We start from the raw sequence: 24726 nt of genomic DNA on the forward strand, positions 1-24726 counted from the left end.
ATCCCAGAAAGCAGGTGCATCCTCATGAACCAACCATCCGACACGAAAACGACGAACGGCCGTCCGTTCGAGATCGGCTTATACACGTTCGGCGACTTGATCCCGCCGCCGGGAGGCGGCGCCGCGGTCTCATCCGGTCAGCGGCTGCACGAGATCGTCGCGGCCGCGAAGCTCGCGGACGAAGCGGGATTCGACGTCTTCGGCGTCGGCGAGCATCACACCTCGGACTTCGCGGTGTCCTCGACGCCCGTCGTGCTGGCCGCGATCGCCCAAGCGACCAAGCGGATCCGGCTGTCGAGCGCCACCACGGTGCTCAGCACGGTCGATCCCGTCCGGCTCTTCGAAGACTTCGCTACCGTCGACCGGCTGTCGGACGGCCGCGCGGAGATCATCGCCGGACGCGGCGCCTTCGTCGAGTCTTTCCCGCTCTTCGGCTACGATCTGGACGATTATCGGGCACTGTTCAAGGAGAAGCTCGAGCTGCTGCTGCGCCTCCGCCGCGACGAGCGCGTGACGTGGAGCGGCCGCTTCCGCAGCGCCTTGCAGGACGCCGAGGTCGCGCCGCGGCCCGCGCAGGCGGAGCTGCCCGTCTGGGTCGGCGTCGGCGGCACGCCGGAGAGCGCGGTCAACGCCGGACGTCTCGGGCTGCCGATGGCGCTGGCCCTGCTCGGCGGCTTGCCGGAGCAGGCCAAGCCGCTCGCCGATCTGTACCGCGATGCCTGGCGCGCGGCCGGCCACGACCCGTCGAAGCTGCGCATCTCGGTATCGAGCCACGGGTACGCGGCCGAGACGGCCCGCGCGGCGAAGGACGAATTTTTCCCGCATTACGCCGCGTACATGAACCGCTTCCTCGCCATGCGCGGCCGCGGCGGGGTCAACCGGCAAGGGTTCGAGCAGATGGCCGCGCCGGAAACGGCGCTCGCCGTAGGCAGCCCGCAGCAGATCGTCGAGAAGATTCTGCATCAGCGCGAGTTGTTCGGACACGACCGCCATCTCATCCAATTGGACATCGGCGGCATGCCGTACGCCAAGGTCGCGAAGACGATCGAACTGCTCGCGGCTGAAGTCGCGCCCGCCGTCCGGCGGGCCGCTGCCGCGAAGTAAGCTTAACGCGCACGCAAGCGTCCGGCGCCGACCCGAGGAGGGAAGGCGCCGGACGCTTGCCGCTTGCGGCTTGCCGCTTGCGGCTTGCCGCTTGCGGCTTGCCGCTTGCGGCGGCCGACGACCGCTCTAGCCGTTGCGGTAATGCCGGATTGGATCCGCGTACGCCGCCGCCGGCTCCTTCGCCGCCTGCGCCTGCTGCGATTCCGCGTTCGCGTACACCCGGTCCGGCAGCGGCACCATCGGCTTCGGCGCGTTGCTCGCGAGCGGGCGGAGACAGTTGCCTTTGCCGCCCGCCAAGATGACTGCTTTCAGCGCGATCCCTCCACTGGTTCGATTGCGGCAGCCGCTTCCCGGCTGTAGTAGAGCTGCGATTGCTCCCGCAGCACGCGGCGGTACACGGACGCCGTCCGTTCGGCGATCCCGCCCCAGCCGTAGACGGATGCCGTCTTGCGCAGTGCGCGCTCCGCCATCGCCGCGGCGCTGCGCTCGTCCCGCAGCAGCAGGATCAGCCGGGACGCCAGCGAATGCGCATCCCCGGGCAGCGCCGTGTAGCCGTCCTCGCCGTCCGCGACGATCTCCGCCAGGCCGCCAGTGCCGGATACGACGACCGGCACCCGCGCCGCCATCGCCTCCAGCGCCACAATGCCGAACGGCTCGTACAGGCTTGGAAACGCCGCCGCGTACGCCGCGCGGAGCAGCCGGCTGCGCGCCGCATCGTCGATGAAGCCGGCGAAGTGGACTTTGTCCCCGATGCCGAGCTCGGCCGCACGGGCGCGCAGTTCGACCAGCATCGGTCCCTTGCCCGCGATGACGAATTTCGCCTCCGGGCAGGCTGCCAGCACCTCCGGCGCGCTCTCGAGCAGGACGTGCACGCCCTTCTCGCGCACGAGGCGCCCGACGAAGAAGACGATTTTCTCGTGCGGCAGGGCGAGGGCGGCGCGGTCGGCGGCGCCGTCGTCCGCGGCTTGGCTCAGTGCCGGCTCGACTCCGTTCGGGATGACGTCGAGCTTGTCCGCGGGCACGGCGAACAGCTCCCGCAGCTCCCGCTCCATAGCCTGGCTGCACACGATGACCCGCCACGCCTCGTAGCACAGCTCCCACTCCCGGTGATGAATCGTGCGCTGCAGCCACGTGCGGATGCCTTGGTTCCGCCCGTGCTCGGTCGCATGGATCGTCGCGACGAGCGGCAGGCCGAAGCGGTGCTTCAACGTCTTGGCCGCCTGATGCACGAGCCAGTCATGGGCGTGGACCAGGTCGAACGCAGCGCCCTCCCCGATCAGGGCGGCGGCGTAATCGGCCATGGCGAGATTGAGTTGGAAGATCCAATCCATGAACGGCTGCCCATCGTGCTGGTACGTCCGCAGCCGGTGCACGTGGACGCCGCCGTCCCGTTCGTAGGCCGGGCGGCCGTCCACGCGGCAGGTGACGACATGAACCTCAGTCCCCTCCTCGGCAAGCTTGCGGCTCAGATCGTGCACGTGCCGCGACAAGCCGCCGACGACGAACGGCGGGTATTCCCAAGCAAGCATCAGAACCCGGAGCGCGCGTCCCGCCGGCGCCTGTACCCGATCGCCGAGGTCCCGGACTTCGGCGCCGGTCCCGTACAGCCGATAATCGAGCGCGGGGAACGCCGCGTCGCGCCGCTCGACGCGGGCCAGCCAGCGCTCGTCGAGGATGCCGCCGCGCAGCATGCAGCGGAGCGCGCGGAAGCGCGCGGCATGGGTGCCGAACCGGCGCTCGGCTTCGTCCTTCGCGCCGGCGTCGCCCATGCGCAGCGCGAGGTCGCCGTCCTGGGCGAGCAGCAGCTCGCGCGCGGCTTGATCGAGCGCCCGGCGGACGAGTCCCCGCGCATCCGGGTGCCGGTCGGCCAGCTCGATCATCTGCGCTTCCATCTCGTGCAGCCGGCGGTAGATCCATTGATTGGCGCCGTTCAGCCACGCGTCGCCATAGCCGCCGCTTCCGGCGCTCGCGAACGACGGACGGCACTCCTCGCAGCGCGTGCCGGCCTGCGCCTGCAGATACGCGCCGGGCGACGTCGGCGCGAGCGGGCTGTCCGCTTCGGCGAGCGTCCGGCACAGCCGGTCGAGCCGCGCCGCGCCTCCACGCCGCCACGACGCGGACAGGAGGTCGAAGCAGGCGGTAACGACCGGCGCCTTGCCGTTCCCCGGCCGCGCCGCCTCCGCCCGTCCGGCCCATGCGGCCGGGAAGTCTTCGCGGTCCGTCTCGGGATCCCGCGCGAATGCAAGCATCCCGCCAAGCGTCCGGACCGGCGCATGAAGGCCGCCGGACGGCTGCGGATCGGCGTACCGGAATGAATGGGCCTCGACGATGCAATAGCCGAGTCCGCATTCCCGCAGCACGCGGTCGATCCCGTCCGCGTAGCCGCCGCCCGGCAGCCAGATGCCGGCCGGCGCCGTGCCGAGCAGCGCGGCGTGCGCCCGGACGGCGGCGCCGATCTGCGCGCGAAGCGCCTGCTCCGTGCGAAGGTAGGGGAGGAAGGCATGGGTCGCGGCGGACGTCAGCAGCTCCAGCCGGCCCGCGTCCGCCAGCGCCTTGAAGCCGGCGACGAGATTGCCGCCGTATATATCGGTCAAGCGCGTCCGGGCTTGGCGGAGCTTGTCCGCTTCCGCGCGGACGCGCGTATCTGGCTCCGCGATTCGAATCAAGCGGTCGAGATAGCCCCGGTACCGCGCCTGCAGCGGCGGATCGGACAGCATGGACAGCAGCGCCGGCGACAGCGACAGCGCGAGCCGCGCCGGGACGCGGTCCCGGGCAAGCCCGTCCAAGACATCCAGCAGCGGGAGCATGACGTCCGTCGCCGCTTCGAACAGCCGGCGCTCCTCCGGGCTGCCCTCGGGCTGCGCCTGCGGGGCGAACGGCAAATGGGCGTGAAGAACGATCGAGAGAAATCCTTTATCCACAAGCGCCTTCCTTTCCATGGTCGAGTCGTTAAGTTGTGATGCGATCGATCGCCCTTCCGCGGCGTCCGCGTAAGGGCCTGTCAAGGCCGAAGCCGCTCGTGCAGGGCCGGCGTCTCCGCCGTGTTGGAACGAAGCACGGCCACGAACCGGCCGTCCAAGGCCGTCGTGCCGAGATCGGCGCAGAAGACGGTTCCGGCGGAAAGTCCGTGCACGAACCAATTGTCCGCGCGCCCGTCGATCCGAACGTCGCGATAGCGATTCGCGTTGTCCCCGTCGAACGATATATAGGTCACGTCGTAAATCCGCAGCAGCTTGGGCAGCTCGTCCCACGCGCAGTGGAAATGCTCCTCGATCATCCGGATGCGGAGCTCCGTGAGCGTCCAGTAGACGTACAGCGTACCGGGATCCCGCGGCAGCAGGACGAGCACGTCGTCCTCAGCACGGTCCGGGCCGAGGCTATCGCCGGCGGCGTCAAGCCACGCGGTCCCGCCGTCTGCCGGTGTCTCCGCAGCGGTCGCGGCAGCGCCTTCGGCATAAGCCGCTTCCATGGCGGCCCGCCAAGCGGACTCGCCATCGCCCAGCGCCTGCGCGGACGGCGCAGCGGCCTCGCTTGCCGCATGGGCCGCCTCCGCGGGCGCTTGTCCCGCAGCTTCGCCGGCTGCCGGCGCCTCCGCGGACGGCGCATCGATTTCGCCCGCCGCAGAGGCTGCCTCCGCAGACGCTTGTCCCGCCGCCTCGCCGGCTTCCTGCGCCTGCGCGGACGCCGCCGCAGCCTCGCTTGCCGAACCGGCCGCCTCCGTGAGCGCTTGTTCAAGCGCCCCGCCGCCGGCCGGTTCGGCGTCGATCGGCGCGCCGGGCCGTCCCGCCGCTTCGCCTTCGTCCCCGCCGTCCGCTTTCCTGGGCCTTCCGAGCTTGCCCAGACGGTATTGCACTTTCCCGATGCTGAGGCCCAGCCTATCCGCGATCGCTTTGTGCGTCAGACCTTCTTCTTTCAACCTTCGGATCTCGTCCAACATAAGCCGGCCTCCTCCCTTCGAATCGCGGCCGTTCACGGCTTCGCGCCGTAGTCCAACCACGTACCTCCGCATTATATAGAGAACTTGGCGATAATTTACTCGAAACCTGACACGAAAATAAATTGGGGACAACGTCCCACCCGCCTGAATGTCCACGCGTCCTTCCCCCCAAACTACAGCTCGGATTCGGACGCGCTGCCCGCCGGAACTGTTTGCGCCGCGGCGCGGGCAAGCGGTTTCGGCCGGCAGTCACAGCCCCCGGTCTCGCGCCTGAGGCGGCCGACCCACGCCCCGCGTTCGCGCCGTTGTCGAACCATAGCCGTTTCCGCGCGGGTTTCGACGGGCGAACTCGCGGGAAAACGCGAAAAACCGCAGCCTGGCGCGGCTGCGGGTTCCCAAACGCATGCAAGTGATACGCATTTTCCTTAAAAGTTTAAAGTTCCGATCGCCGGCGACTAGCGGTAGGCAGCAGGCGGCAGACGGTTACGCTTCGGCCAAATAAGCCGCCAGCTGGTCGAACGTGCCGCCGTAGCCTTCCTCCATCGACGCGAAGCCGCTCCGGAACACCCGCTCCTCTTCCGGCGTCGCGTTCAGGGGGCTGCTCTTGAGCAGAATCGTCGTGCGGGCGCCCGCTTCGGCGAACGTGACGTCGTTAAGGATCTCGAGCGGCCAGTCCTCTTCGAACGGCGGACGGACGCTCTGTCCACTTTTTATCCCGAACCCGATCATCTATGACAAACCTTGTCACGATTGCGGTTTATACTCGACCTCGAGCCCCGGCCAAGCGGCTGGGGACCATTCACGACATGCGAAGGAGATGGTTCAGCATGACCTATCAAGCTACTCCGTTCATTCTGCTGGGCGGCGAGGCGAAGGCCGCGATCGCGTTCTACGCGCGCGCCTTGAACGCGGAGATCGCCTTTACCCAAACGTTCGGCGAGGGACCGGCCGATCCCGGCCACCCCGTCCCGGACGCCGCGAAGGACCGCGTCGCGCACGCCGTCCTGAAGCTCGGCGGCGCCGACCTGTTCGTCGCGGACGCGTTCCCCGGCACTGCCGGACCGGACGGCGGACGCGTCCAAGTCTGCCTCACGGTGCCCGACGCCGAAACGTCGCGCCGGTTCTTCGACGCGCTTGCCGAAGGCGGCCGGATCGTCATGCCGCTTGGGAAGATCCATTTCAGCCCGTCCTACGGCGTGGTAACGGACCGGTTCGGCGTGACGTTTCAAATCTTCACCAGCCGGTAAGCCACAGGGCAAGAGTTACGGGCGGAAAGGCGCGAGCGCACGGCCTTCAGGGCCGGGCACGCGGCCGTTCGCGCGGCCGAAGCCGGAGCAATCCGGCTTTTTAAATGCAACGACGGTCAGGCCTCGCCCGCCCGGCCGTCCGGAAGGGGAACACCGACGCATGAAACGACTGAAGCTATACGCGATGCTCGCCGGCTTTTCCGTCTTCACCGGCGCATCGTTCGATTTGGCCAAATACACGGCCGGTTATTTCTCGCCGCTCGCCGCCGCGGCATGGCGGTTCGGCCTGGCCGCTCCGGCGCTGCTCGTTTTGCTCCACGCCACGGAAGGCATCCGCTTCGCTCCCGTCAGACGGAACGCCCTCGCTTACGCCGTGCTCGGCATCGTCGGCATCTTCGGCTTCAGCGCTCTGTTCTTCTGGGGCCTTCGCTACACGTCGCCGGTCAACGGCGCGCTGATCATGGCGCTTAATCCGCTGCTGACGTCGGTCGCGGGGCGGTTCATTCTAAAGGACCGCATGTCGCCGAGGCAGGCCGCCGGACTCGGCGCGGCGCTGACCGGCGTCGCGATCGTCGTCCTGCACGGCTCGCCGGGCGCGTTCCGGACGTTGTCGTTCTCCGCGGGCGACCTCCTGCTCTTCGCCGCCAACCTCTGCTGGACCAGCTACGGCGTGTTGGGGCGGCGGCTCGTCCGGGGCGGCAGCTCGCTGTCGACGACGGCGTATTCGACGCTCGCCGGGGCGCTCTGCCTGATCGCCGCGGCGCAGTTCGCCCCGAGCCCCGCGCCGCTCGAGCGCGTGCCGCCCGGTTCCTGGGGCGCCATCGCCTTCATGGCCTTCTTCACGAGCGTGCTCGGCTACTCATGGTGGAACAAGGGCATGGCGGAAATCGGAGCCGGTCCGACATCCGTCTTCTTCAACGCGGTTCCGGTCGTGACGATGGCCGTCTCGCTGGCGGACGGCATGCCGGTGACCGCGGCGCAGGCCGTCGGCGCGCTTCTCGTCCTGTCGGGCGTGTGGACGGCCGCCGCCCCGCTCCCCGCAGACCGCCGCGGTCCCGCGTCCTGAACCCCGCCGCTCCGCCGGCTCGCGACGGCCGGCTCTCCGCCCGGACGATTACGAATAGCGCGCCAGCAGCTCGGTCAGCTTCCGCCGGATTGCGTCCTTCAGCTCCGCCGGCCCATGCAGCTCGGCCTCGGCGCCGAGCGCAATGAAGAAGTCCGCGAAGAAGCCTATATCGCCGCCCGGCACGTCCGCGTCGATCGTTCCGCTGCCGTCCTCGCGCACGTCCAGAAGCGGCGCGAGCCACAGCTCGCTCTCGCAGCGCTGGACGCCCGCGCGCGTCAGCGCGGCGCGCAGGCGGACGGGCGCCGCCGGCGCGGAAGCAGCCTTGCGGCTGTCGCGCACGTCGCCAAGCTCGAGCGGCTCCGTGTCCGGATCGGGCGCCGCGGCGCGGATCCGGTCGCAGCGGAACACGCGGTAGCCCTGGCGCTCGAAGCAGTACGCCGTGCAGTACCAGAAGCCGTTGTTCGCGTACAGGCACACCGGCTGAACGCGCCGGCGCTCCGTGTCCGCATCCTTCGGCGCGTATTCGATCGCGAGCACCTTCCGGTGGACGGCGGCATCGAGCAGCAGCGCCAGATGCGGCGTCTCGCCCCGGCGCGCCGGCGTCACGAAGTCCACGCGGTCCTTCATCCGGTCGATCCGCTCCCGGACGTCTCCGGGCATATGCAGGTAGAATTTGCGGAGCGCGGAGGCGGATTCCGTCTCGAACGGCAGCGAGGCGTAATGGCGCAGCGCGTGCACGGCGAAGAACATCGCCGCGGCTTCCTCCTCCGTGAACGCGATCGGCGGCAGTACCCGCTCCCGCACGACCTGGTAGCCGCCGTGCGGGCCGACCTCCGAATAGAGCGGCACCCCGAGCTCGCTCAGCTCCTGCAGATCCCGCAGGATGGTGCGGGTCGACACGCCGAATTCGTCGGCCAGCTCCCGCACCTTGAAGCGCCGTTTCCGGTTCACGGTCATCATCAGTTCCATCAGCCGTTTGGACTTCGGCATGCGGCCGCCTCCTTGATTTCGATTATGCCTGCAGTTTATCAGACATTCATGACAGTTTCCGTCACCATTATGCGTTACGCTAGGCGCGCAAGCAACTTCAACCCGTTAGGAGTGATCGACGATGGGCAAATTCACCGCCCTCTTCTTCCTCGTCCTGTTCATGATCGGCACCGATACCTTCCTCATCTCGCCCTTGATTCCGACGCTGCAGGCCGAATTCGGCGTCTCGACGGGCCATGCCGGCTGGATGATCGGCGCCTACACGCTCGGCTCCGCCCTCTTCGCCCTGATCGCGGGGCCGCTGTCCGACGGCTGGAACCGCCGGACCGTCATGCTGTGCGGCCTGCTCGGCTTCTCCATGACGACCGCGCTGTGCGGCTTCGCGAACGGCTTCCGGACGATGTGCCTGCTCCGCTTCCTGGCCGGTGTCAGCGCCGCGTTCACGGCGCCGCAGGTATGGGCGTCGATCCCGGCCGTCGTGCCGGCGGCCCGCGTCCCGAAGGCGATGGGCGTCGCCTTCTCGGGCCTCGCCGCCTCCCAGGCGTTCGGCGTGCCGATCGGCAGCTGGCTCGAGGCCGCCCATTGGTCCGTCCCCTTCTGGACGATCGGCGCCGCCTCGCTGCTGCTCGCGGCGGCCGTCTACCGCCTCATGCCGGACGTGAAGCCGGCGGCCGCACCTGCGGGCGGACGGGGCGCGATCCTGCGCCGGTACGCCCCGCTTGCCGCGAGCAGCCGGGCGAGAGCCGGCTTTCTCGCTTACCTGCTGCTCCATCTCGGCAGCGGCGCGTCGCTGGCCTTCGCCGGCAAGTGGATGGCCGACCGCTTCGCGCTGCCGGTTGGCCAGATCGGCACGGTCATGATGTTCCTCGGGCTCGGCACGCTGCTCGGCAGCCTGCTCGGCGCGTATCCGGCCCGGAATCTGGGCCGCGCGAACGCCGCGGCGGCGGGGATGACGCTGATCGCCGCGCTGTACGTTATCGGGCCGCATCTCGGCAGCCTGCCGGCCGCGACGGCGCTCTACCTGCTCCTCTTCGCGCTGCTCGGCACGGTCTTCCCCGTCGTCATGGAGGCGCTGACGTCGCTGAACGCTTCCATCCGGGGCACGATCTCCAGCCTGGCCAACGCGACCATGAACGGCGCCAACACGATCGGCGCCTGGACCGCGGGCCTGCTCTACGCGCAGCTCGGCGGCTACGCGGCGATCGGCCTCTTCTCGGCCGTCTGCCTGCTGCTCTCGCTCGGCGCGTTCCTCGCCGGCGGCGTGCTGGCGGAGCGGGCGCCGGCGCGCGGCGGCGGGGCGCCCGCCAAGCCGTAACCCGGCCGCGCGGCGGCCAAGCTCGCGGCGGCCCGGCGCGCGGCCGCCCGGCTCACGGCGGCACGCTATATCACGCCATATCGCCGGCTCGCCGCAGCCTGCAGCCGGCTCGCCGCTCCGCGGCACGCCGAAAGCCCCGGGCAAGTACAACCTTGCCCGGGGCTTCGCCGCGAAAACCCGGCATGCCCGGCCCCGCACCTTCACTTCATCTTCCCTCCGCGAGAACCCGGCATGCCCGGCCCCGTACCGTCACCTCATCTTCTCTCCGCGAGAACCCGGCATGCCCGGCCCCCTACCGCCGCTATTTTTCCCTCCGCGCGGCCCAGCCGCTACAGCCGGCTCTGCCGCCGGTATTCCGACGGCGTCACGCCGATATGCTTGCGGAAGTTTTTGGACAGCACGTGAATGCTGGAGTACCCGTATTTCTCCGCGATCTGCGTGATCGACGCGTCCGACTGGCGCAGATCGCACTTGATCCGCTGCAGCTTGCGCTGCAGCATGTAATGCTTGGGCGAGAGGCCCGTCTCTTCGCGGAACAAGGCATAGAACCGGCTGCGCTTCAGGCCGGCCTCCGCCGCGTACCGCAGCAGTTCGCGCTCCTCGAGCTCCTGCCGGCTCGCGACCAGCCGCAGCAGCTCCCGGATGCGGGGATCGCCGCCGCTGCCGGCATCCCGGTACGCCGCCGACAGGAACAGCGACAGAAACACCTGGAACTCGCCGCGCCACCGGATCGCTTCCCCAACGGCTTCCCCGGCGGCGTCCCCGCCTCGCTTGCCCGGCGCCTCGAGGAACCGGTCATGGTACGACAGCCAAAATTCCACGTCGGCGGCCGCGGTCACGGGCTCGATCCGAAAATCGGGCTGCTCGTCCATGTACGCCATCACCGGCCCGCCCGCCCCGGCGGCGTAATGGAAAAACTCACCCTCGCCGACGAACGGGCGGCGCCGCGGCCGCCAGTCGAAATACGCCTCCCGGTGGATCATAGGGTCGGCCCCGTCTGCCCGCCAGCGATGAACCCGGCCGGCCGGAATATAGACGAGGGCGCCCGGCTTCAGCGCGTATTCCCGCCCGTCCAGGCGCAGCCGTCCCTCGCCGGCCTCCACGATGATGACGGCGTTCGTATACGCGGCCCGGTCCGGCGTCGTCTCTTGCGGGCAGTACGCGTACCGCCTCGCGAACAGCAAGTACGGGTGAAGGGGGGATGGATCGATTCCTGCAGTCTCGTTGCCGCGGGTGGCAGCGCTCATCCGTTGACTCCTCCTCGAGCGGAATCCGGTCCCGCTTCCGGGCTGTGCCGGCTGCGATTCGTTTCATTATAAAACCGCCCGCGCGGGCGGGACAAGCGATCCCTGCCGCGCGGACGGTTCGCCGTGCGGCCGTCTATTGCTGCTTTTGCTTCTGCGTATCGTACGCCTTCTGATAGATTTCGAGATACTTCTTCAGATTCAAGCCGTCGAAGCCTTTCACGTAGCCGTCCCACTCCGAGTCGGTCAGCTTCTTGGAGCCCGTCACGAACTGCGCCATGTTGGAGCGGACGTACTCGTTGATCTGCGTGCGCAGCATGATCGCTTCGTTGGCGTCGTTCTCGTCCATGAAGATCGTAAGCGGGAACGTCTCTTCCGGCTGGCGGTTCTCGTAATTCTTGGCCGTCTCCGTGAACAGCCGGAATTCGTAGCCCTGCTGCGACATCATGTCCGCCGGGGCCGTCCACGATTCGCGGATCGCGCGCGTCCGCCGCGTGATGCCCATCTGATCCCAGGTGTCGTTGAACGTCGTGCTCAGGTTCCAATATTCCGGCTTCAACGTATATTTGGCCTGGTTGCCGTGCACGTCCTTCTCGCCCGGCTGCGCCTTCGTCCAATACTTGCCTTCGAGGCCGTATTCGTTCATGATCGCGAATTCCTCGGAATACATGTAATCCGCCATCTTGATCGCCGCGATGGCCTGCTCCTCCGTCGCCTTGTTCGTGATGGCGAACTGGCCGTTGCCGTAGGCCTTGTAATACCCGGCGTACGCGGCGCCGCCCGGTCCCTTGAGCGGCGCGACCGTGACGTATTCCTTATGGCGGTTCTGCCCTTCGACCAGGCTGAAGTACATGCCGATATGCCCCGCGGTCACGCTGCCGCTGACGTTGTCGCCTTCCTTGTTGCCGACCTGCGCCATCTGATCGGCGTTCTGCGTGAACGACTCCTTGTCGATCAGCCCTTCGCTGAACAGCTTGTTGATGTACGTCAGGCCTTGGCGCCATTCCGGCTGGTTCGCGGCCAGCTGCACCTGGCCGTCCTTCATGAAGAAGAAATCCTCGTCGTTGTCGTAGATGAACGAGTTCATCAGGAAGTTCGACGGAATCCCGTGCCACGAGTTGAACGCGCCGGACAGCGGAATCTCGTCGGCCTTGCCGTTGCCGTTCGGGTCCTGCGTCTTGAACGCCTTCAGCACCTCGTAATATTCCTCCGTCGTCGTCGGCATTTTCAGCCCCAGCTTATCCAGCCACGTCTGGTTGATCCACAGCTTCTGCGAGTACCAGCAGTGGAAGCAGTCGTTGATGTGCGGCAGCGCATAAATGTTGCCATCGGGCGCCGTGATGGCCGCCTGCAGGTCTTTGTCCTCCGCGAAGGCGCGCTTGATTTCGTTGCCGTATTGGTCGATCAGGTCGTTCAGCGGCCGCAGAATGCCCTGCTTGCCGTACGAGATCTGCTCGGCCTGGGTGAAGTCGCCCGAGAGGAAGATCGCCGGATAGTCGCCGCTCGCCATGATGAGCTTCTTCTTGTCCGCGGCATTGGCGCTCGGGGTCGCGTCGAATTTGAATTTGATGTTCAGCTTGCTCTCCACGGTCTTCGTAACGTCGTTCGTATAGATGTCCTCGATGCGCGGGGACACGCTGATGAACGTATCGAGCGTGACGGCTTTGCCCCCGCCTTCCCCGGCATTGCCGCCGTTCGCCGCTCCGCCGCCGTTGTCGCCGCCGTCGTTGCCGCATGCGGTCAGGAGCAGTACAGCCGCCAGGAACAAACTGAACCATTGCGCGCTTCTCTTCTTTGTTTTCAAGACAGACGCCTCCTTGGTCATAGTCGTGCGATACCTTGCCTTGCCACCGGCACGCCGGCCGTGCCCCTCGCCCCCGATCGGCAGCCTCACCCCCTTGATCAGCCGGGCTCCTTAGCCTCCTTGTGCCTTATCCTTTCAGCGAACCGATCATGATGCCCTGCACGAAATACTTCTGCACGAACGGATAGATCGCCAACACCGGCACGGTGGCCACGACGATGAGCGAGAACTTCAGCAGATCGCGCAGCCCCTGCATCGCCGCCATCTTGTTCGCGTCCACCATCATGCTGGAGTCGATCGAGTTCAGGATGAGGATGTTCCGCAGCACGATCTGCAGCGGGAACAGGTCCGGCGACTTGAGGAAGATGAGCGCCTCGAAGTAGGCGTTCCACTGGCTGACCGCGTACATCAGCACGAGCACCGCCAGAATCGGCTTGGACAGCGGCAGCACGACGCGCCAGAGAAAGCCCAGATCGCTGCAGCCGTCCAGCTCCGCCGCCTCGCCGAGCTCCTTCGGAATGCTGGACTGGAAGAACGTGCGGGCGATGATAACCTGCCAGACGGCCATCGCGCTCGGCAGCAGCATCGACCACCGCGTGTCGAGCAGATGAAGGTTTTTGACCGTCAGGTAGTACGGAATGAGGCCGCCGCTGAACATCATCGTCAGCACCAGAACACCCATCAGAAGGTGGCGGCCGTAGAACGTCGAGCGCGACAGCGGATACGCCATCATGACCGTCAGGCTGACGTTGATCAGCACGCCGAAGACGGTGTAGAAGAGCGAGTTGCCGTAGCCCGTCATGATCTGGGGATTGGAGAATATCGCCCGGTACCCCGCCAGGCTGAAGTCGACGGGCAGCAGCCACACCCGGCCGCTGATGACCGCCTGCGGCGAGCTGAAGGACGAGCTCAAAATATACACGAGCGGATAGAGCACGATGAGCAAGATCAAGATCAGGAACGCGTAGACCAGCGTCAGGAACAGCTTGTCGCCGAACGATTCCCGGATGGCGTTCGATCGCGTCATGGCCGATCCTCCTTTACCATAGGCTGCTTTCGGACAAGCGCCGCGCGGCGTAGTTGACGGTCAGCAGCAGAATGAGATTGATGACCGAGTTGAACAGGTCGACGGCAGCCGAGAAGCTGAAGTTCGCCCCGAGCAGGCCGATCTTGTACACATACGTCGAGATGACCTCCGAAGTGCTCGTGTTGAGCGGGTTTTGCATGAGGTAGATCTTCTCGAAGCCGACGTTCATGATCTGGCCGACGTTCAGGATGAGCAGCACCGTCGCGGCCGGCATGATGCCCGGCAGGTCGATGTGCCATACCTTGCGGATGCGTGACGCCCCGTCCACCCTCGCCGCTTCGTACAGGTCGACGTTGATGCCGGAGAGCGCCGCGAGGTAGATGACGGCCCCGTACCCGATGCCCTGCCAGACGTTCGACCAGACGAAGATGCTGCTGAAGTAGCTCGGCACGCCCATGAAGTTCACGGATTCCATCCCGAACGCGTTCAGAATATGGTCGACGAAGCCGAGCCGCGGCGACAGGAAGAGGATGATCATCGACACCATGACGATCGTCGAGATGAAGTACGGCGCGAACGTCACCATCTGCACGAGCCGCTTGAAGCGCATGCCGCGCACCTCGTTCAACGCGAGCGCCAGCAGGATCGGCGCGGGAAACCCAACGAGCAGCGAATAGAGGCTGATGACCAGCGTGTTCTTGATGAGCATCCAGAAGTTCGGCGATTCGAAGAACGTCCGGAAATGCTTGAACCCGGCCCAGTCGCTGCCGAGTATGCCCTTCACCGGGCTGAAGTCCCGGAAGGCGATCTGTGCCCCGTACATCGGTACGTACTTGAAAATAATCAGATAGGCGAGCGGCAGCAGCACGAGCAGGTACAATTGCCAATGCCGCTTCACCCGCTTGCCCCGGTCCCTGAGCGCCATCGCGCCGCGCCGGGCCGGCGTCGTCGCGGCGTCCTTTCTTTCGAGCACTCCCGTGGTCGACGGCATGTTGCTTCCCCACATCCTTTCGCTTCGGCCTGTCGTGCGGACCTTCGACTCGGAGGTCCCGGCCTGGATTGACTTTCACGATAAAGGAGCGTGGACAGACGGACAACCGCCGATAATCCGCGAGGCGATCAATTTTCCGAAGCCGCGCCGCGCTTGGGCTCCGGGGCGCGGGCGATCAATTTTCCGAAGCCGCTCAGCTTTCCGATGGACGCCCGCCGCGGCCGGACGAACCCCTCCCTGCCCTCGCGCATGGCAAAAAGGCCGGCCGCGAGCAGCTGCGCCTGCTTGCGGCCGGCCTTCGTCCGTGCCCAACCCGCCGCCGCGCTCAGATCGCGGCGTTGCGCTTGCGGAAATCGACGGGCGAGATGCCTTCGACCTTGCGGAAGACCCGGCGGAACGTCGCGGCATTGGCGTACCCGACCCGCTCGCCGACCTCCTGGATGGAATCCGGCTGCTCGAGCAGCCGCTTCTTCGCTTCCATGATGCGCAATTGGGATAAATAATCCAGGAAGTTCTCCCCGAACTCCTCCTTGAACAGCTGGCTGACGTATTTGGCCCCGAGGCCGAACCGCTCGCCGAGGTGGTCGAGCGACAGCTCCGGATTGGCATAATGCTCGGCGATGTAGTCCCGGATATCCTGCAGCAGCTGGCGGTGCTGGCGATGGCCGGAGAGCCGGTCGAGCCGGTCCGCGAACTCGCCCAGCACGGCGCCGAACCGTTCCCGGAGCCGGTCGAGCGTATCGAATTCGTCGACGGCCCGCCCGAGCGGCCCGGCGGCTTCGTGCTGCCACAGCTCGTAATATTCCTTCGACGCCTCCGACAGCTGCAAATCCATGAGCGCGAGGAAGTACCGGCACAGCTCGGCGATGTCGCCCCGCGGCAGGCAGCACTCCCGCATGCCCCGGAAGAAGTCCTCGAAGCGCGTCCGCCACTCGTCCTGCCGCAGGCGCAGCTGCTGGCTCAGCTTGTGGATCGCCTGCAGATGCTTATTCGTCTCCTTGACGGCCGCGCGCGCCGTCTCGCCGTGCACGATGACGCGATCATGGCCGAGCACCGCCTTGAACGTCAAGGCTTCGAGCGCCTGGCGGTGCGACGGCCCCGCGCCCGCGCCGGCCTCGGCCGCGCCGCCGATGCCGATCGTCACCGTGAACGCCAGGTGCTCGCGCACCCAGGACGCGATATGCGGCGCCGTCTCGCGCGCGATATCCCCGGCCGGCGCCTCCAGGAACAGAATCCCCGTCATCCGCACCGGCGACGTCCATTCCAGCCAGAGCTGGACCGGATGCCGGGAGGCGAACAGCTCGTGCGCCGCGCTGCCGACGACGTATTGGAACAACGACCGGTCGCGTCCGGAATACCGGCCGAACGCCCGCTCCGGCTCGTCGATCTCGACGATGAACGCCTGGATGCGCTCGTGCGGCGGCAAGGCGAGCGGCTCCAGCTCCTCCGGCGCGTGCTCGGTCTGCAGCAGCTCCCGGAACAGCGATTTCCGCCGGCGCGCCGCCGTCTCCTCCGCTTCCTTGCGGAACCGCCTCGACTGCTCGGCGAAGTTGTCGATGGCGGTCTCGATGAACGCGAACTCATCCACCGCCAGGCGGCCGAGCGACGGCTTGCCCGGTCCGAACTGATCCTGGATGCGGTAGACGAGATCCGCGATCGGCTTATAGTTCTTCCGGGCAATGTAGACGATCGAGAGGCCGCCGGCCAGGAAGACGAGCAGTCCGAGCATGAGCCATACGCTCGAGAGGCTGGACATGACCGCGACGGCCGTGCCGTTCGCCACCCCGGTCTCCGCCTTCCATCCCGTGTAAGACGACGTCTGCCCGGCGAGCACCTTGCCCCCGGCCGGCGCGCCGCCGGGATCGAACAGCGGCTGGCCGTCCCGGTCGTACACCTGGACGAAGCCCCGCTTCGCGTCGAACGCTTCGCCGAGCATGCTCCTGATCGCGGACAAGCTGACGTTCACGACCATCATCCCGTCCGTGCCGCTGCTGAGCGAGACGTTGCGGACGAGGCTCACGACATCCTTCGGGCGCTGGTTCGGATATTCGCGGAACGGCCGGAACGCGCTCCAGGACGACGTGTACGACGGGTTCCCGCTCATCCGGCTGCGAATGAAACCGTAGTCCGAGAATTTGTCCAGTTGGGTCGTGACGCCGCTGAAGACGATGCCGTCCCGGTAGCGGACCAAATAATACGAATCGATCATCGGCATAGCCTGCTTCAGCTGCAGCATCCGGTTCACGACCTGATAGTTCAGGAAGACGTCGTTCTCGCCGCTGGCCAGGAAGAAATCGTTCAGCAGCTTGCCGGACACCATCTCGCGAATCAGCGTATTGTCGATCGAGCGCAGGCTGACGTCCAGCGACTGCAGCAGCTGGTTCAGGAACACTTCGCTGGAATCCTTCGTGTTGCGGTTGTTCTGTTCGACGAGCGTCTGAAAGAAGACGAAGAAGAGGAGGGAAAATATGATGCAGAATATCGGCAGATAGGACCAGATCGTCTTGCGCAGCCAAGTACGGTTCAAGGATCATCATCCTTTGTACGGAGTTTGAGGCCCTGTCCTCTAACGGGAGGCGGCCATTGTAACCGTATACATTTAATCCCATTATAAAACCGGCCGGACGAATCGTCTTTGTCGTTCCGGCCGACTTTTTGTCCTTTTATCCAATCGTTCCAGGCCCGGTCGCGTTCGAGCGCCTTCGTTAAGGGCGGATAGATGACAAACGGTAAATGGGACGCTTGCTTGACGAGGGATCTGCAGGAAAGGTTCAACATCGTGCCGTATAGGAATGAACGGGCCGATCCGGCGAGGCGGCCGCCGCTTCCTCGCAGCCGGCCGTTTCCCGCCGCGGAACAGCCGCCGGAACATAGCGGCGCGCCGCGCGCGGATGAAGAGGATGAGCAAGGGGATCGAAGGTAAAGTACTATTCGCCGAAGACGCCTTCTTCTTCTCTCCCGCGGCCGAACGCTTCCGCCAGCGCCGCCGCGAGCACGGCCGCCAGCAGCAGGCCGAGCTCCACGCGCGACGGCCGCAGCTCCGCCTGCCGGAGCAGGAGGAACGCGGCCCCGAACGCGGCGCCGCCAAGGCCTCCGTACAGCCTGGGGCGCGGGAGCGGCACGCGGGCGGGGGACGGCTCCGGCTGAGACGGCGCGGCCAGCTCGCCGGCCGCGCCCAGCGTCACGCCGGCGAAGCCGCAGCCGGCGCCGAGCATCGCGGCCGCGGCCGCCGTCGCGTCAGCCCCGTTCCAAGCGAGCAGGCCGAGCAGGCCGGCCGCGAGCAGGGCAAGCCCCGGCCGCACCGAGATCCAGGCCGAGCGCGACAGCATGTTGTCCGGCACATAGGCGCCGATCGCGAGCAGGAAACCCGGCAGCAGCAGCGTGCCCGTCTCGGCTGGTGACAATCCGCCTCCGGCGATAAGCGCGCAGGCGACGGAGACGAGCAGCGCCGCGTAGGCGAAATGCGCCACGAAGAGCAAAACGGCAAGCCGGCGGAACCGGCGGCTTCGGCCGTTCGCGGGTGCTTCCCGGCCGATCGTGAGCGGCGCAGGTTTCCTCATGCTGATCCCTCCTCTATTTTCGCAGGTTCCACGCATCCGCGCCGTACTTCTCGGCGGCGAGGCGCTCGGCCAGCTCCGTCTCGAACACGGTCAGTTCGCCGGGCTCCAGCTCCGCGCCGAGATGTTCGGCAAAGCCGGCGAGGAAGGCCTCTTCCAGGTCCCGGATGGCTGCGGGAGCCATGCTTTTGCGCCGCAGACAGGCATTAATCGCCACGGCATGGCGCTCGAACGCCGCGCGCATCCGGCGCTTGCGTTCCGCGTCCGGGAAACGCAGGACGTCGTGCAGCAGCCCGGCATCCAGCTCCAGCGGGACCGAGCCGTGCTGCAGCAGTGCGCCGTCCGCGCGCATTTGGGCGCTTCCCGCGATTTTCCGGCCTTCGACGACGATCTCGTAATCGGCCGGAGCGTCGAAGCAGGCCGCGGACGCTTGCCCGGGGGAAGCCGGCCCGGCACCGGCCCCCGCCGACGCGCGTTCGGCGTCGTTCGGCAGCCCCGCGCCGCCTCCGGCGCCGAACGCGCGGGCGTCCAGTCCGAGCCGGCGAAAGCCCGCCAGCAGGCCTGCGCTCAGCATGGCGCACGCTTCCGCCACGCCGGCCGGAATGCCCGGATGGTCCTCCGCCACGACCAGGCTGTATGTCAGCTCGCGGTCGTGCAGGACAGCCCGGCCGCCGGTCGGCCTGCGGACGAAGGCGACGCCGCGCGCCTCGATGGCCGCGAAGTCGACGTCCCGTTCGGCGCGCTGGAAGCGCCCGACGGACAGCGTCGGCTCCTGCCAGCCGTAGAATCGCAAGGTCGGCGGGACGAGCCCGCGGGCATGCGCGGTCAGTATCGCTTCGTCGATCGCCATGTTCTCCGCCGCGCTTCTAACGCCGGTGTGCACGAATCGCCACATGGGGCTCACATCCCGAGCGCCAGGCCGTCCGCGCCCAGCATCGCTTCGCCGAGAATTTCCGACAGCGTCGGGTGCGGATGCACCATCCGGCCGACCTGCATCGACGTCGCCTCCAGCAGCCGGGCGAGCGCCGCCTCGCCGATATAATCGGTCACGTGCGGGCCGATCATGTGCACGCCGAGAATAGCGTTCGAGCCTTCCTCCGCCACGACCTTGACGAACCCGTCGGTCTCCCCGAAGACGAGCGCCTTGCCGATCGCCTTGAACGAGAACTTGCCGATCTTGACCGAACGGCCGTCCTCGATCGCCGCCTGCTCCGTCAAGCCGACCGACGCGATTTCCGGCCGGCCGTAGACGCATTTCGGCACGGACGCGGGATCCGGCGCGTGGGCGTCAAGCCCGCAGATGCGCTCGACCGCCGTCACGCCTTCGTGGCTCGCGACATGGGCGAGCTGCAGGCCGCCGATGACGTCTCCGATTGCATACACGCGCGGATTCGCCGTCCGCATGGACGAATCGACGGCGATGCATCCGCGCTCGACGGCCGCGCCGGTCCGCTCGAGGCCGAAGCCCTCGACGTTCGCGGCCCGGCCGACGGAGACGAGCATCCGCTCGGCTTCAAGCGTCTCGGTCTTGCCCGCGCGCTCGATCTGCGCCGCAATGCCGTCCGCGCCGGCCGTCACTCCGCCGTCGGCCAGACGGGCGCCGGTCACGACCTTGATCCGGCGCTTGGCGAACAGCCGCGCCAGCTCACGCGAGACGTCGGCGTCCTCAGCCGGCACGAGCCGGTCCGCGGTCTCGACGATCGTCACCCGCACGCCGAAGTCCGCGAGCAGCGACGCCCACTCCACGCCGATCGCGCCGCCGCCGACGATCAGCATCGACTCCGGCAGCTCCGTCATCGCGAGCGCTTCGTCGCTCGTCATGATGCGCGGGTCGGCCGGCAAGCCCGGCAGCCGCCGCGGGCGCGAGCCGGTCGCCACGATCAGATGGCCGAAGCCGATGCTGTCGGAGACAGCCCCGGCCGCGATGTCGATGATGCCGGCGCGCTCGCCGTCCGGCTCGCAGGACGCGATCGTGCCGGTTCCGGCATATACCGCGATGCCGTTCTTCTTCATCAGGAATTCGACGCCGGCATGCAGCTGCCGCACGACGGCGTTCTTGCGGGCGAGCACGCCCGCGAAATCGACCTCGACGCCGCCCGCCCGGATGCCGAAGCTTTCGCTCCGCTTCATCGTCTCGAACAGCTCCGCGCTGCGCAGCAGCGTCTTGCTCGGAATGCAGCCCTTATGCAGGCAGGTGCCGCCGAGGCCTTCCTTCTCCACGAGCGCGACCCGCTTGCCGAGCTGCGCGGCGCGAATCGCCGCCGCGTAGCCGCCGGGACCGCCGCCTAATATGACGATGTCGTAATCGTTCACGAATCTTCCTCCGCCTCTGTCGTTATGTTATCGGTCATCGTTTCGGTAATGAGTTCGGTTATGATTCCGGTTGCGAATCCGATTGCGATTCCGGTCTCGGTTGTGATTGCGGTTGCGATTCAGGTCTCGGTTGCGACTGCGGTTGCGATTTCGGCCTTGCGGCGCGCAGCCGATCCGTAATCTCCCGCCCGGTCGGCGTCTGTGCCAGTCCGCCGAGCGCCGTCTCGCGGTGCGCGGCAGGCATGGCCGAACCGATTTCCAGCATGACGCCGATCACCTCGTCCGACGGAATGACGCTCCGCACGCCGGCCAGCGCCATATCCGCGGCCGCGAGCGCGTTGACGGCGCCGAGCCCGTTGCGAACGATGCACGGCACCTCGACGAGCCCCGCGACGGGGTCGCAGACGAGCCCGAGCGTGTTCTTAAGCGCCAGGCCGACCGCGTGAACGGCCTGCTCCGCGCTGCCGCCGCGCAGCTCGGTCAGCGCCCCCGCGGCCATGCCGATGGCAGAGCCGACCTCGGCTTGGCAGCCCCCTTCGGCGCCGGAGACGAAGGAATTGTTGGCGATGACGTAGCCGATGGCGCCGGCGGCGAACAGCCCTTCGACGAGCTTCTCGTCCGGCCAGCCGAACCGTTCCTGCGAGCTGACGAAGACGCCGGGGATGATGCCGCACGAGCCGGCGGTCGGGGTTGCGACGATGCGCCCCATCGACGCGTTGACTTCCGATACGGCGAGGGCGTACGCCATCGCGAGTCCCGCCCAGTTCCCGACGGACGGCTCGCCGCGTTCGAGGTACGCGTTCATTTTGCGGCCGTCCCCGCCGACGAGTCCGCTTCGCGAGACGGGGGCTTCATCCAGCCCCTTGCGGACCGCCTCTTTCATCACCTGATAATAGCCGGCCATCTGGCGGAAGGCGTCCTCCTCGGACACGCCGGCTTCGGCCGCCTGCTCCGCGAGCATCAGCCCGCCGATCGTGCGGCCTTCCGCCGCGCACAGCGCCGACAGTTCTTGCAGCGTACGGAATCGCATCTCGACAGCTCCTTAGTTCAAATGAATGACGGCGACCTCTCCGACATGCGGCAGCGACGCGATCGCGCGCAGCAGCGCCTCGTCCGGCATGCGGTCGCACTCGGCGACCGTCAGCGCCGCGCCGCCCCGCCCCTGCCGGCCCGTCTGCAGGTAGCCGATATTGAGGCCGGCCCCGCCGATCGCCTGCGCGATGGCGGCCAGGACGCCGACCTGATCGGCGTGCGCGACGGCGATCGCCGGGTAATGTCCCGAGCAGCCGGCCTTGAAGCCGTTAATCTCGTGAATCTCGATCGTACCGCCGCCGACCGACGCCCCGCCGACCGTGACGACGCGCGCGCCGCGCGCGGCTTCGATCTCCGCGTAATTGGGATGGGGCTTCGCCCCGGCTCCCCGGCGGATCGTCACGCTCAGCCCTGCCCGTTCCGCTTCGGCGAAGGCCGACGGGATCCGCCCGTCGTCCGTGGCGAAATCGAGCAGCCCGCCGACGATCGCGAGATCGGTGCCGTGGCCGGCGAACGTCTCCGCGAAGGAGCCGTACAGCGTGACGACCGCCCGATCCGGCACGTCCCCGAGCAGCTGCCGGGCCGCCCGGCCGAGCCGCGCCGCACCCGCGGTGTGCGAGCTCGACGGACCGACCATAACCGGCCCGATGATGGAAAACACGTCCTTAAACCGCATGGCTTCGTCTCCCCCGAGCGGCGCGGGGCGCGTTACGGCCGGCCATCTCCCGCCGCGCCCGTCCGCTTATTTGCCCGTAATGTAAGCCGCGTACCGATCGGCGCTGAGCAGGCCCGCGACGATCTCCGCCGCATCTCCGTCGACCTCGACTTCCACGATCCAGCCTTCACCGTAAGGATCACCGTTGACGAGCTCAGGCGCGTCCAACAGCGCCTCGTTCACCTTCGTCACGCGGCCCGTGACCGGGCTGTACAATTCGGATACCGTCTTGACCGATTCGATGGAGCCCATCGGCTGGGCCGCTTCGACCTCTGCGCCGACCTCCGGGAATTCGACGAACACGATGTCGCCCAGTTGGCTCTGCGCGAAATCCGTAATGCCGATCCGGACGCGTCCGTCAGCCGCCTCCGCCCATTCATGCTCCTCCGAATAGCCCAGTCCTTGTTTCACTTCGCTCATGTCCAGCATCCTTTCGTCGTATAATTTGATAGCTTGCTTCAGATCCCGTTTTGGAGATCCCGTATGGCGCAGCTTCCGCCCGCAGGGATCGTCCAGCCCTGCTCCGTGCTCGCGGCAGCCGCGCGCACACGCGAAAAAGGACAGAGCTTCGGCCTGTCGCCGAAATCCCTGTCCTTGGTACCTGAGAGTTTAGGCGGCCCGGTCGGACCGCAGTTACCCCTTTGGTGGCTGCTCGCTCTCTCCAGAGCCGCGTCGAATGGCGGTTCATTGTACCTGAGAGATTGATCGTCCGGCCGGCTAGCCGTCGACTTGCTCCTTCGGTGCCCGCAGGGAACGCTTCCCCGGCGGGTCTCTCCCAACCATCGTCATCCGCTTATGATCGCATGTATGCCTAGCTTACCGGAGCGGACGAGCCCATGTCAATATAGCTTACAAGGATTTTATTTTTTTCGGCTTCCCCCGTTGACGTTCGACAAGAATGTCATGTATAAGTAAATTATCCAACCGAATATGCGGATGATGATAACGGGAGAGATCGCGGATCGCAGATCGGCGGCGCCGAAGGAGTAAACCTGATTACGGTGAATCTCTCAGGCAAAAGGACCTTTATCGGACGCACCTCTGGAGAGCACGCCGCACCGGACGCGGGAAGTCCGCGGCGTCACCCACGGTGAAACCCCGGGCAAAACTGCCCGCGGGGCAACTCTCAGGTACAAAGGACAGAGCGGAAAGAACGGACGCCGGGCGGCTATGCTGCCGCGGGCGACGGTTCTTTTTGCCGCTGTCCTTATTTGCGTTTTCGGCCTTTCTTTTTTCGAAACAAAACAGCTGCCTAAGGAGGTTCAATATGGAGAGCCCGCTCAAACGCACGCCGCTTTACCCGCTCTACGCCGAGTTCCCCGAGGCGAGATGCATCGATTTCGGCGGATGGGAGCTTCCCGTCCAATTCGCCGGCATTCAGAAAGAGCACGAGGCCGTCCGCACGCGGGCCGGTCTGTTCGACGTGTCCCACATGGGCGAATTTCTCGTGACCGGCCGCTTCGCCGAGGCGTTCCTGCAGCGGTTGACGACCAACGACGTCGCCAAACTGCAGGACGGCCAGGCGCAGTACGCGCTCCTGTGCTATCCGGACGGCGGGGTCGTCGACGACCTGCTCGTCTACCGGATTACGAACGACCAATACCTGCTCATCGTGAACGCCGGCAATATCGCCAAAGACTTCGAGTGGCTGCGCGAGCATCTGATCGGCGACGTCACGCTCGAGGACCGCTCCGACGCGCTCGCCCTGCTGGCGCTGCAAGGCCCTGAAGCCGCCGCAATCCTGCGGGGGGCCGCGGGCGGCGGCTTTGACGGCAGCCGCCTGGCGCCGTTTCACTTCGCCGCCGATGTCCTGATCGGCGAGGCGAAAGCGCTCGTCTCCCGGACCGGCTACACGGGCGAGGACGGCTTCGAAATTTGCGTCGCCGCGGAAGACGCGCCGCAGGTTTGGCAGGCGCTGCTCGCGGCAGGCAAGCCTCACGGCCTCGTACCGGCCGGCCTCGGCGCGCGGGACACGCTCCGCTTCGAAGCCCGGCTGCCGCTGTACGGCCAGGAGCTGTCGCGTACGATCTCGCCGCTTGAAGCCGGACTCGGCTTCTTCGTGAAGCTGGACAAAGGCGATTTCATCGGCCGCGATGCGCTGGCGGCGCAGAAGGCCGGCGGCGTGCCGCGCAAGCTCGTCGGCATCGAAATGATCGACCGCGGCATTCCGCGCCACGCGATGGCTGTCTACGCGGACGGCCAGCGCATCGGCGAAGTGACGACTGGGACGCAGTCGCCGACGCTGAAGCGCAATCTCGGGCTCGCCCTCGTCGACGCCCGCTTCGCCTCGCTCGGCACCGAGCTGCAGGTCGACGTCCGCGGCAAGATGTTGAAGGCCCAAGTCGTACCGGCCCCGTTTTACAAACGAACCCCGAAGGAGTGAT

General features: G+C 66.9%; 20 protein-coding genes, 1 pseudogene and 2 riboswitches. Of the genes and pseudogenes, 5 read left to right on the forward strand and 16 right to left on the reverse strand.

The genetic code is table 11. From position 1 onward, the window contains the following. Positions 1 to 24 precede the first annotated feature (24 nt). Positions 25 to 1104, forward strand: a complete 1080-nt coding sequence (locus ACFPB1_RS11425) for an LLM class flavin-dependent oxidoreductase (protein WP_379225194.1) — start codon at positions 25 to 27, stop codon at positions 1102 to 1104. Between the two features lie 219 nt (positions 1105 to 1323). On the opposite strand, the pseudogene ACFPB1_RS11430 reads toward ACFPB1_RS11425, so the two are convergent. From ACFPB1_RS11430 to ACFPB1_RS11445, 4 genes and pseudogenes are all read right to left on the reverse strand, one after another. Further along, positions 1324 to 1416, reverse strand: a pseudogene (locus ACFPB1_RS11430) (sugar phosphate nucleotidyltransferase); the annotation flags it as partial. Beyond that, on the reverse strand, positions 1413 to 4025 hold the full coding sequence (locus tag ACFPB1_RS11435) for a 1,4-alpha-glucan branching protein domain-containing protein (RefSeq protein WP_379225196.1): 2613 nt from the start codon (positions 4023 to 4025) through the stop codon (positions 1413 to 1415). The gene ACFPB1_RS11435 and the pseudogene ACFPB1_RS11430, both read right to left, overlap by 4 nt. A gap of 80 nt (positions 4026 to 4105) precedes the next feature. Next, on the reverse strand, positions 4106 to 5041 hold the full coding sequence (locus ACFPB1_RS11440) for a DUF4912 domain-containing protein (protein ID WP_379225198.1): 936 nt from the start codon (positions 5039 to 5041) through the stop codon (positions 4106 to 4108). Between the two features lie 483 nt (positions 5042 to 5524). Next, positions 5525 to 5770 carry an SRPBCC domain-containing protein gene (locus ACFPB1_RS11445; RefSeq protein WP_379225200.1) on the reverse strand — a complete coding sequence of 82 codons (246 nt, stop codon included), beginning with the start codon at positions 5768 to 5770 and terminating at the stop codon, positions 5525 to 5527. A gap of 98 nt (positions 5771 to 5868) precedes the next feature. Between ACFPB1_RS11445 and ACFPB1_RS11450 the strand changes: the two genes are divergently transcribed. After that, on the forward strand, positions 5869 to 6288 hold the full coding sequence (locus ACFPB1_RS11450; protein ID WP_379225202.1) for a VOC family protein: 420 nt from the start codon (positions 5869 to 5871) through the stop codon (positions 6286 to 6288). 160 nt (positions 6289 to 6448) lie between these two features. After that, complete coding sequence (locus ACFPB1_RS11455) at positions 6449 to 7354, forward strand: DMT family transporter (protein WP_379225204.1); 906 nt, start codon at positions 6449 to 6451, stop codon at positions 7352 to 7354. 48 nt (positions 7355 to 7402) lie between these two features. On the opposite strand, the gene ACFPB1_RS11460 is transcribed toward ACFPB1_RS11455, so the two are convergent. Then, the gene (locus ACFPB1_RS11460) at positions 7403 to 8344 is read right to left on the reverse strand and encodes a helix-turn-helix transcriptional regulator (RefSeq protein ID WP_379225206.1); all 942 of its coding nucleotides are present in this window, start codon (positions 8342 to 8344) and stop codon (positions 7403 to 7405) included. A gap of 121 nt (positions 8345 to 8465) precedes the next feature. Between ACFPB1_RS11460 and ACFPB1_RS11465 the strand changes: the two genes are divergently transcribed. Beyond that, on the forward strand, positions 8466 to 9659 hold the full coding sequence (locus tag ACFPB1_RS11465; RefSeq protein WP_379225209.1) for an MFS transporter: 1194 nt from the start codon (positions 8466 to 8468) through the stop codon (positions 9657 to 9659). A 329-nt stretch (positions 9660 to 9988) separates the two neighbouring features. On the opposite strand, the gene ACFPB1_RS11470 is transcribed toward ACFPB1_RS11465, so the two are convergent. The 11 genes from ACFPB1_RS11470 to gcvH all read right to left on the reverse strand — a co-directional run bounded on the left by ACFPB1_RS11470 (position 9989) and on the right by gcvH (position 22762). Continuing rightward, positions 9989 to 10906, reverse strand: a complete 918-nt coding sequence (locus ACFPB1_RS11470) for an AraC family transcriptional regulator (protein ID WP_379225211.1) — start codon at positions 10904 to 10906, stop codon at positions 9989 to 9991. Between the two features lie 133 nt (positions 10907 to 11039). After that, on the reverse strand, positions 11040 to 12707 hold the full coding sequence (locus tag ACFPB1_RS11475; protein WP_379225213.1) for an ABC transporter substrate-binding protein: 1668 nt from the start codon (positions 12705 to 12707) through the stop codon (positions 11040 to 11042). Between the two features lie 127 nt (positions 12708 to 12834). Then, positions 12835 to 13734, reverse strand: coding sequence for a carbohydrate ABC transporter permease (locus ACFPB1_RS11480; RefSeq protein WP_379225215.1), 900 nt, complete (start codon positions 13732 to 13734; stop codon positions 12835 to 12837). A gap of 13 nt (positions 13735 to 13747) precedes the next feature. Beyond that, positions 13748 to 14659, reverse strand: coding sequence for an ABC transporter permease (locus ACFPB1_RS11485; RefSeq protein WP_379225335.1), 912 nt, complete (start codon positions 14657 to 14659; stop codon positions 13748 to 13750). 391 nt (positions 14660 to 15050) lie between these two features. Continuing rightward, complete coding sequence (locus ACFPB1_RS11490; protein ID WP_379225217.1) at positions 15051 to 17252, reverse strand: AraC family transcriptional regulator; 2202 nt, start codon at positions 17250 to 17252, stop codon at positions 15051 to 15053. Positions 17253 to 17652: 400 nt separating this feature from the next. After that, on the reverse strand, positions 17653 to 18285 hold the full coding sequence (locus ACFPB1_RS11495) for a hypothetical protein (RefSeq protein WP_379225219.1): 633 nt from the start codon (positions 18283 to 18285) through the stop codon (positions 17653 to 17655). Between the two features lie 13 nt (positions 18286 to 18298). After that, positions 18299 to 19177 carry a lipoate--protein ligase family protein gene (locus ACFPB1_RS11500; RefSeq protein ID WP_379225221.1) on the reverse strand — a complete coding sequence of 293 codons (879 nt, stop codon included), beginning with the start codon at positions 19175 to 19177 and terminating at the stop codon, positions 18299 to 18301. A gap of 5 nt (positions 19178 to 19182) precedes the next feature. Then, entirely contained in the window at positions 19183 to 20595 is a 1413-nt protein-coding gene (gene lpdA, locus ACFPB1_RS11505) for a dihydrolipoyl dehydrogenase (RefSeq protein WP_379225223.1), read from the reverse strand. Between the two features lie 58 nt (positions 20596 to 20653). Beyond that, positions 20654 to 21625, reverse strand: coding sequence for an L-serine ammonia-lyase, iron-sulfur-dependent, subunit alpha (sdaAA, locus tag ACFPB1_RS11510; RefSeq protein ID WP_379225225.1), 972 nt, complete (start codon positions 21623 to 21625; stop codon positions 20654 to 20656). 12 nt (positions 21626 to 21637) lie between these two features. Next, complete coding sequence (gene sdaAB, locus ACFPB1_RS11515) at positions 21638 to 22303, reverse strand: L-serine ammonia-lyase, iron-sulfur-dependent subunit beta (RefSeq protein ID WP_379225228.1); 666 nt, start codon at positions 22301 to 22303, stop codon at positions 21638 to 21640. Positions 22304 to 22369: 66 nt separating this feature from the next. Beyond that, entirely contained in the window at positions 22370 to 22762 is a 393-nt protein-coding gene (gcvH, locus tag ACFPB1_RS11520; RefSeq protein WP_379225230.1) for a glycine cleavage system protein GcvH, read from the reverse strand. A gap of 251 nt (positions 22763 to 23013) precedes the next feature. After that, positions 23014 to 23130, reverse strand: a riboswitch (glycine riboswitch). A gap of 148 nt (positions 23131 to 23278) precedes the next feature. Then, a riboswitch (glycine riboswitch) is annotated at positions 23279 to 23378 on the forward strand. 231 nt (positions 23379 to 23609) lie between these two features. Between gcvH and gcvT the strand changes: the two genes are divergently transcribed. After that, positions 23610 to 24725: a glycine cleavage system aminomethyltransferase GcvT gene (gene gcvT / locus ACFPB1_RS11525; protein ID WP_379225232.1), complete on the forward strand. Its 1116-nt coding sequence runs from the start codon at positions 23610 to 23612 to the stop codon at positions 24723 to 24725. Position 24726: the final 1 nt, after the last annotated feature.

This window comes from Paenibacillus sp. GCM10023250 (assembly GCF_042653205.1).
Classification (GTDB): domain Bacteria; phylum Bacillota; class Bacilli; order Paenibacillales; family Paenibacillaceae; genus Paenibacillus_Z.

Bases quoted from the DNA above. Each gene is read 5' to 3' on its own strand.
- ACFPB1_RS11425 (WP_379225194.1), top strand. From the start codon at position 25: ATGAACCAACCATCCGACACGAAAACGACGAACGGCCGTCCGTTCGAG.
- ACFPB1_RS11440 (WP_379225198.1), bottom strand. From the start codon at position 5,041: ATGTTGGACGAGATCCGAAGGTTGAAAGAAGAAGGTCTGACGCACAAA.
- ACFPB1_RS11445 (WP_379225200.1), bottom strand. From the start codon at position 5,770: ATGATCGGGTTCGGGATAAAAAGTGGACAGAGCGTCCGTCCGCCGTTC.
- ACFPB1_RS11450 (WP_379225202.1), top strand. From the start codon at position 5,869: ATGACCTATCAAGCTACTCCGTTCATTCTGCTGGGCGGCGAGGCGAAG.
- ACFPB1_RS11455 (WP_379225204.1), top strand. From the start codon at position 6,449: ATGAAACGACTGAAGCTATACGCGATGCTCGCCGGCTTTTCCGTCTTC.
- ACFPB1_RS11460 (WP_379225206.1), bottom strand. From the start codon at position 8,344: ATGCCGAAGTCCAAACGGCTGATGGAACTGATGATGACCGTGAACCGG.
- ACFPB1_RS11465 (WP_379225209.1), top strand. From the start codon at position 8,466: ATGGGCAAATTCACCGCCCTCTTCTTCCTCGTCCTGTTCATGATCGGC.
- ACFPB1_RS11470 (WP_379225211.1), bottom strand. From the start codon at position 10,906: ATGAGCGCTGCCACCCGCGGCAACGAGACTGCAGGAATCGATCCATCC.
- ACFPB1_RS11480 (WP_379225215.1), bottom strand. From the start codon at position 13,734: ATGACGCGATCGAACGCCATCCGGGAATCGTTCGGCGACAAGCTGTTC.
- ACFPB1_RS11485 (WP_379225335.1), bottom strand. From the start codon at position 14,659: ATGGCGCTCAGGGACCGGGGCAAGCGGGTGAAGCGGCATTGGCAATTG.
- ACFPB1_RS11495 (WP_379225219.1), bottom strand. From the start codon at position 18,285: ATGAGGAAACCTGCGCCGCTCACGATCGGCCGGGAAGCACCCGCGAAC.
- ACFPB1_RS11500 (WP_379225221.1), bottom strand. From the start codon at position 19,177: ATGTGGCGATTCGTGCACACCGGCGTTAGAAGCGCGGCGGAGAACATG.
- sdaAA (WP_379225225.1), bottom strand. From the start codon at position 21,625: ATGCGATTCCGTACGCTGCAAGAACTGTCGGCGCTGTGCGCGGCGGAA.
- sdaAB (WP_379225228.1), bottom strand. From the start codon at position 22,303: ATGCGGTTTAAGGACGTGTTTTCCATCATCGGGCCGGTTATGGTCGGT.
- gcvH (WP_379225230.1), bottom strand. From the start codon at position 22,762: ATGAGCGAAGTGAAACAAGGACTGGGCTATTCGGAGGAGCATGAATGG.
- gcvT (WP_379225232.1), top strand. From the start codon at position 23,610: ATGGAGAGCCCGCTCAAACGCACGCCGCTTTACCCGCTCTACGCCGAG.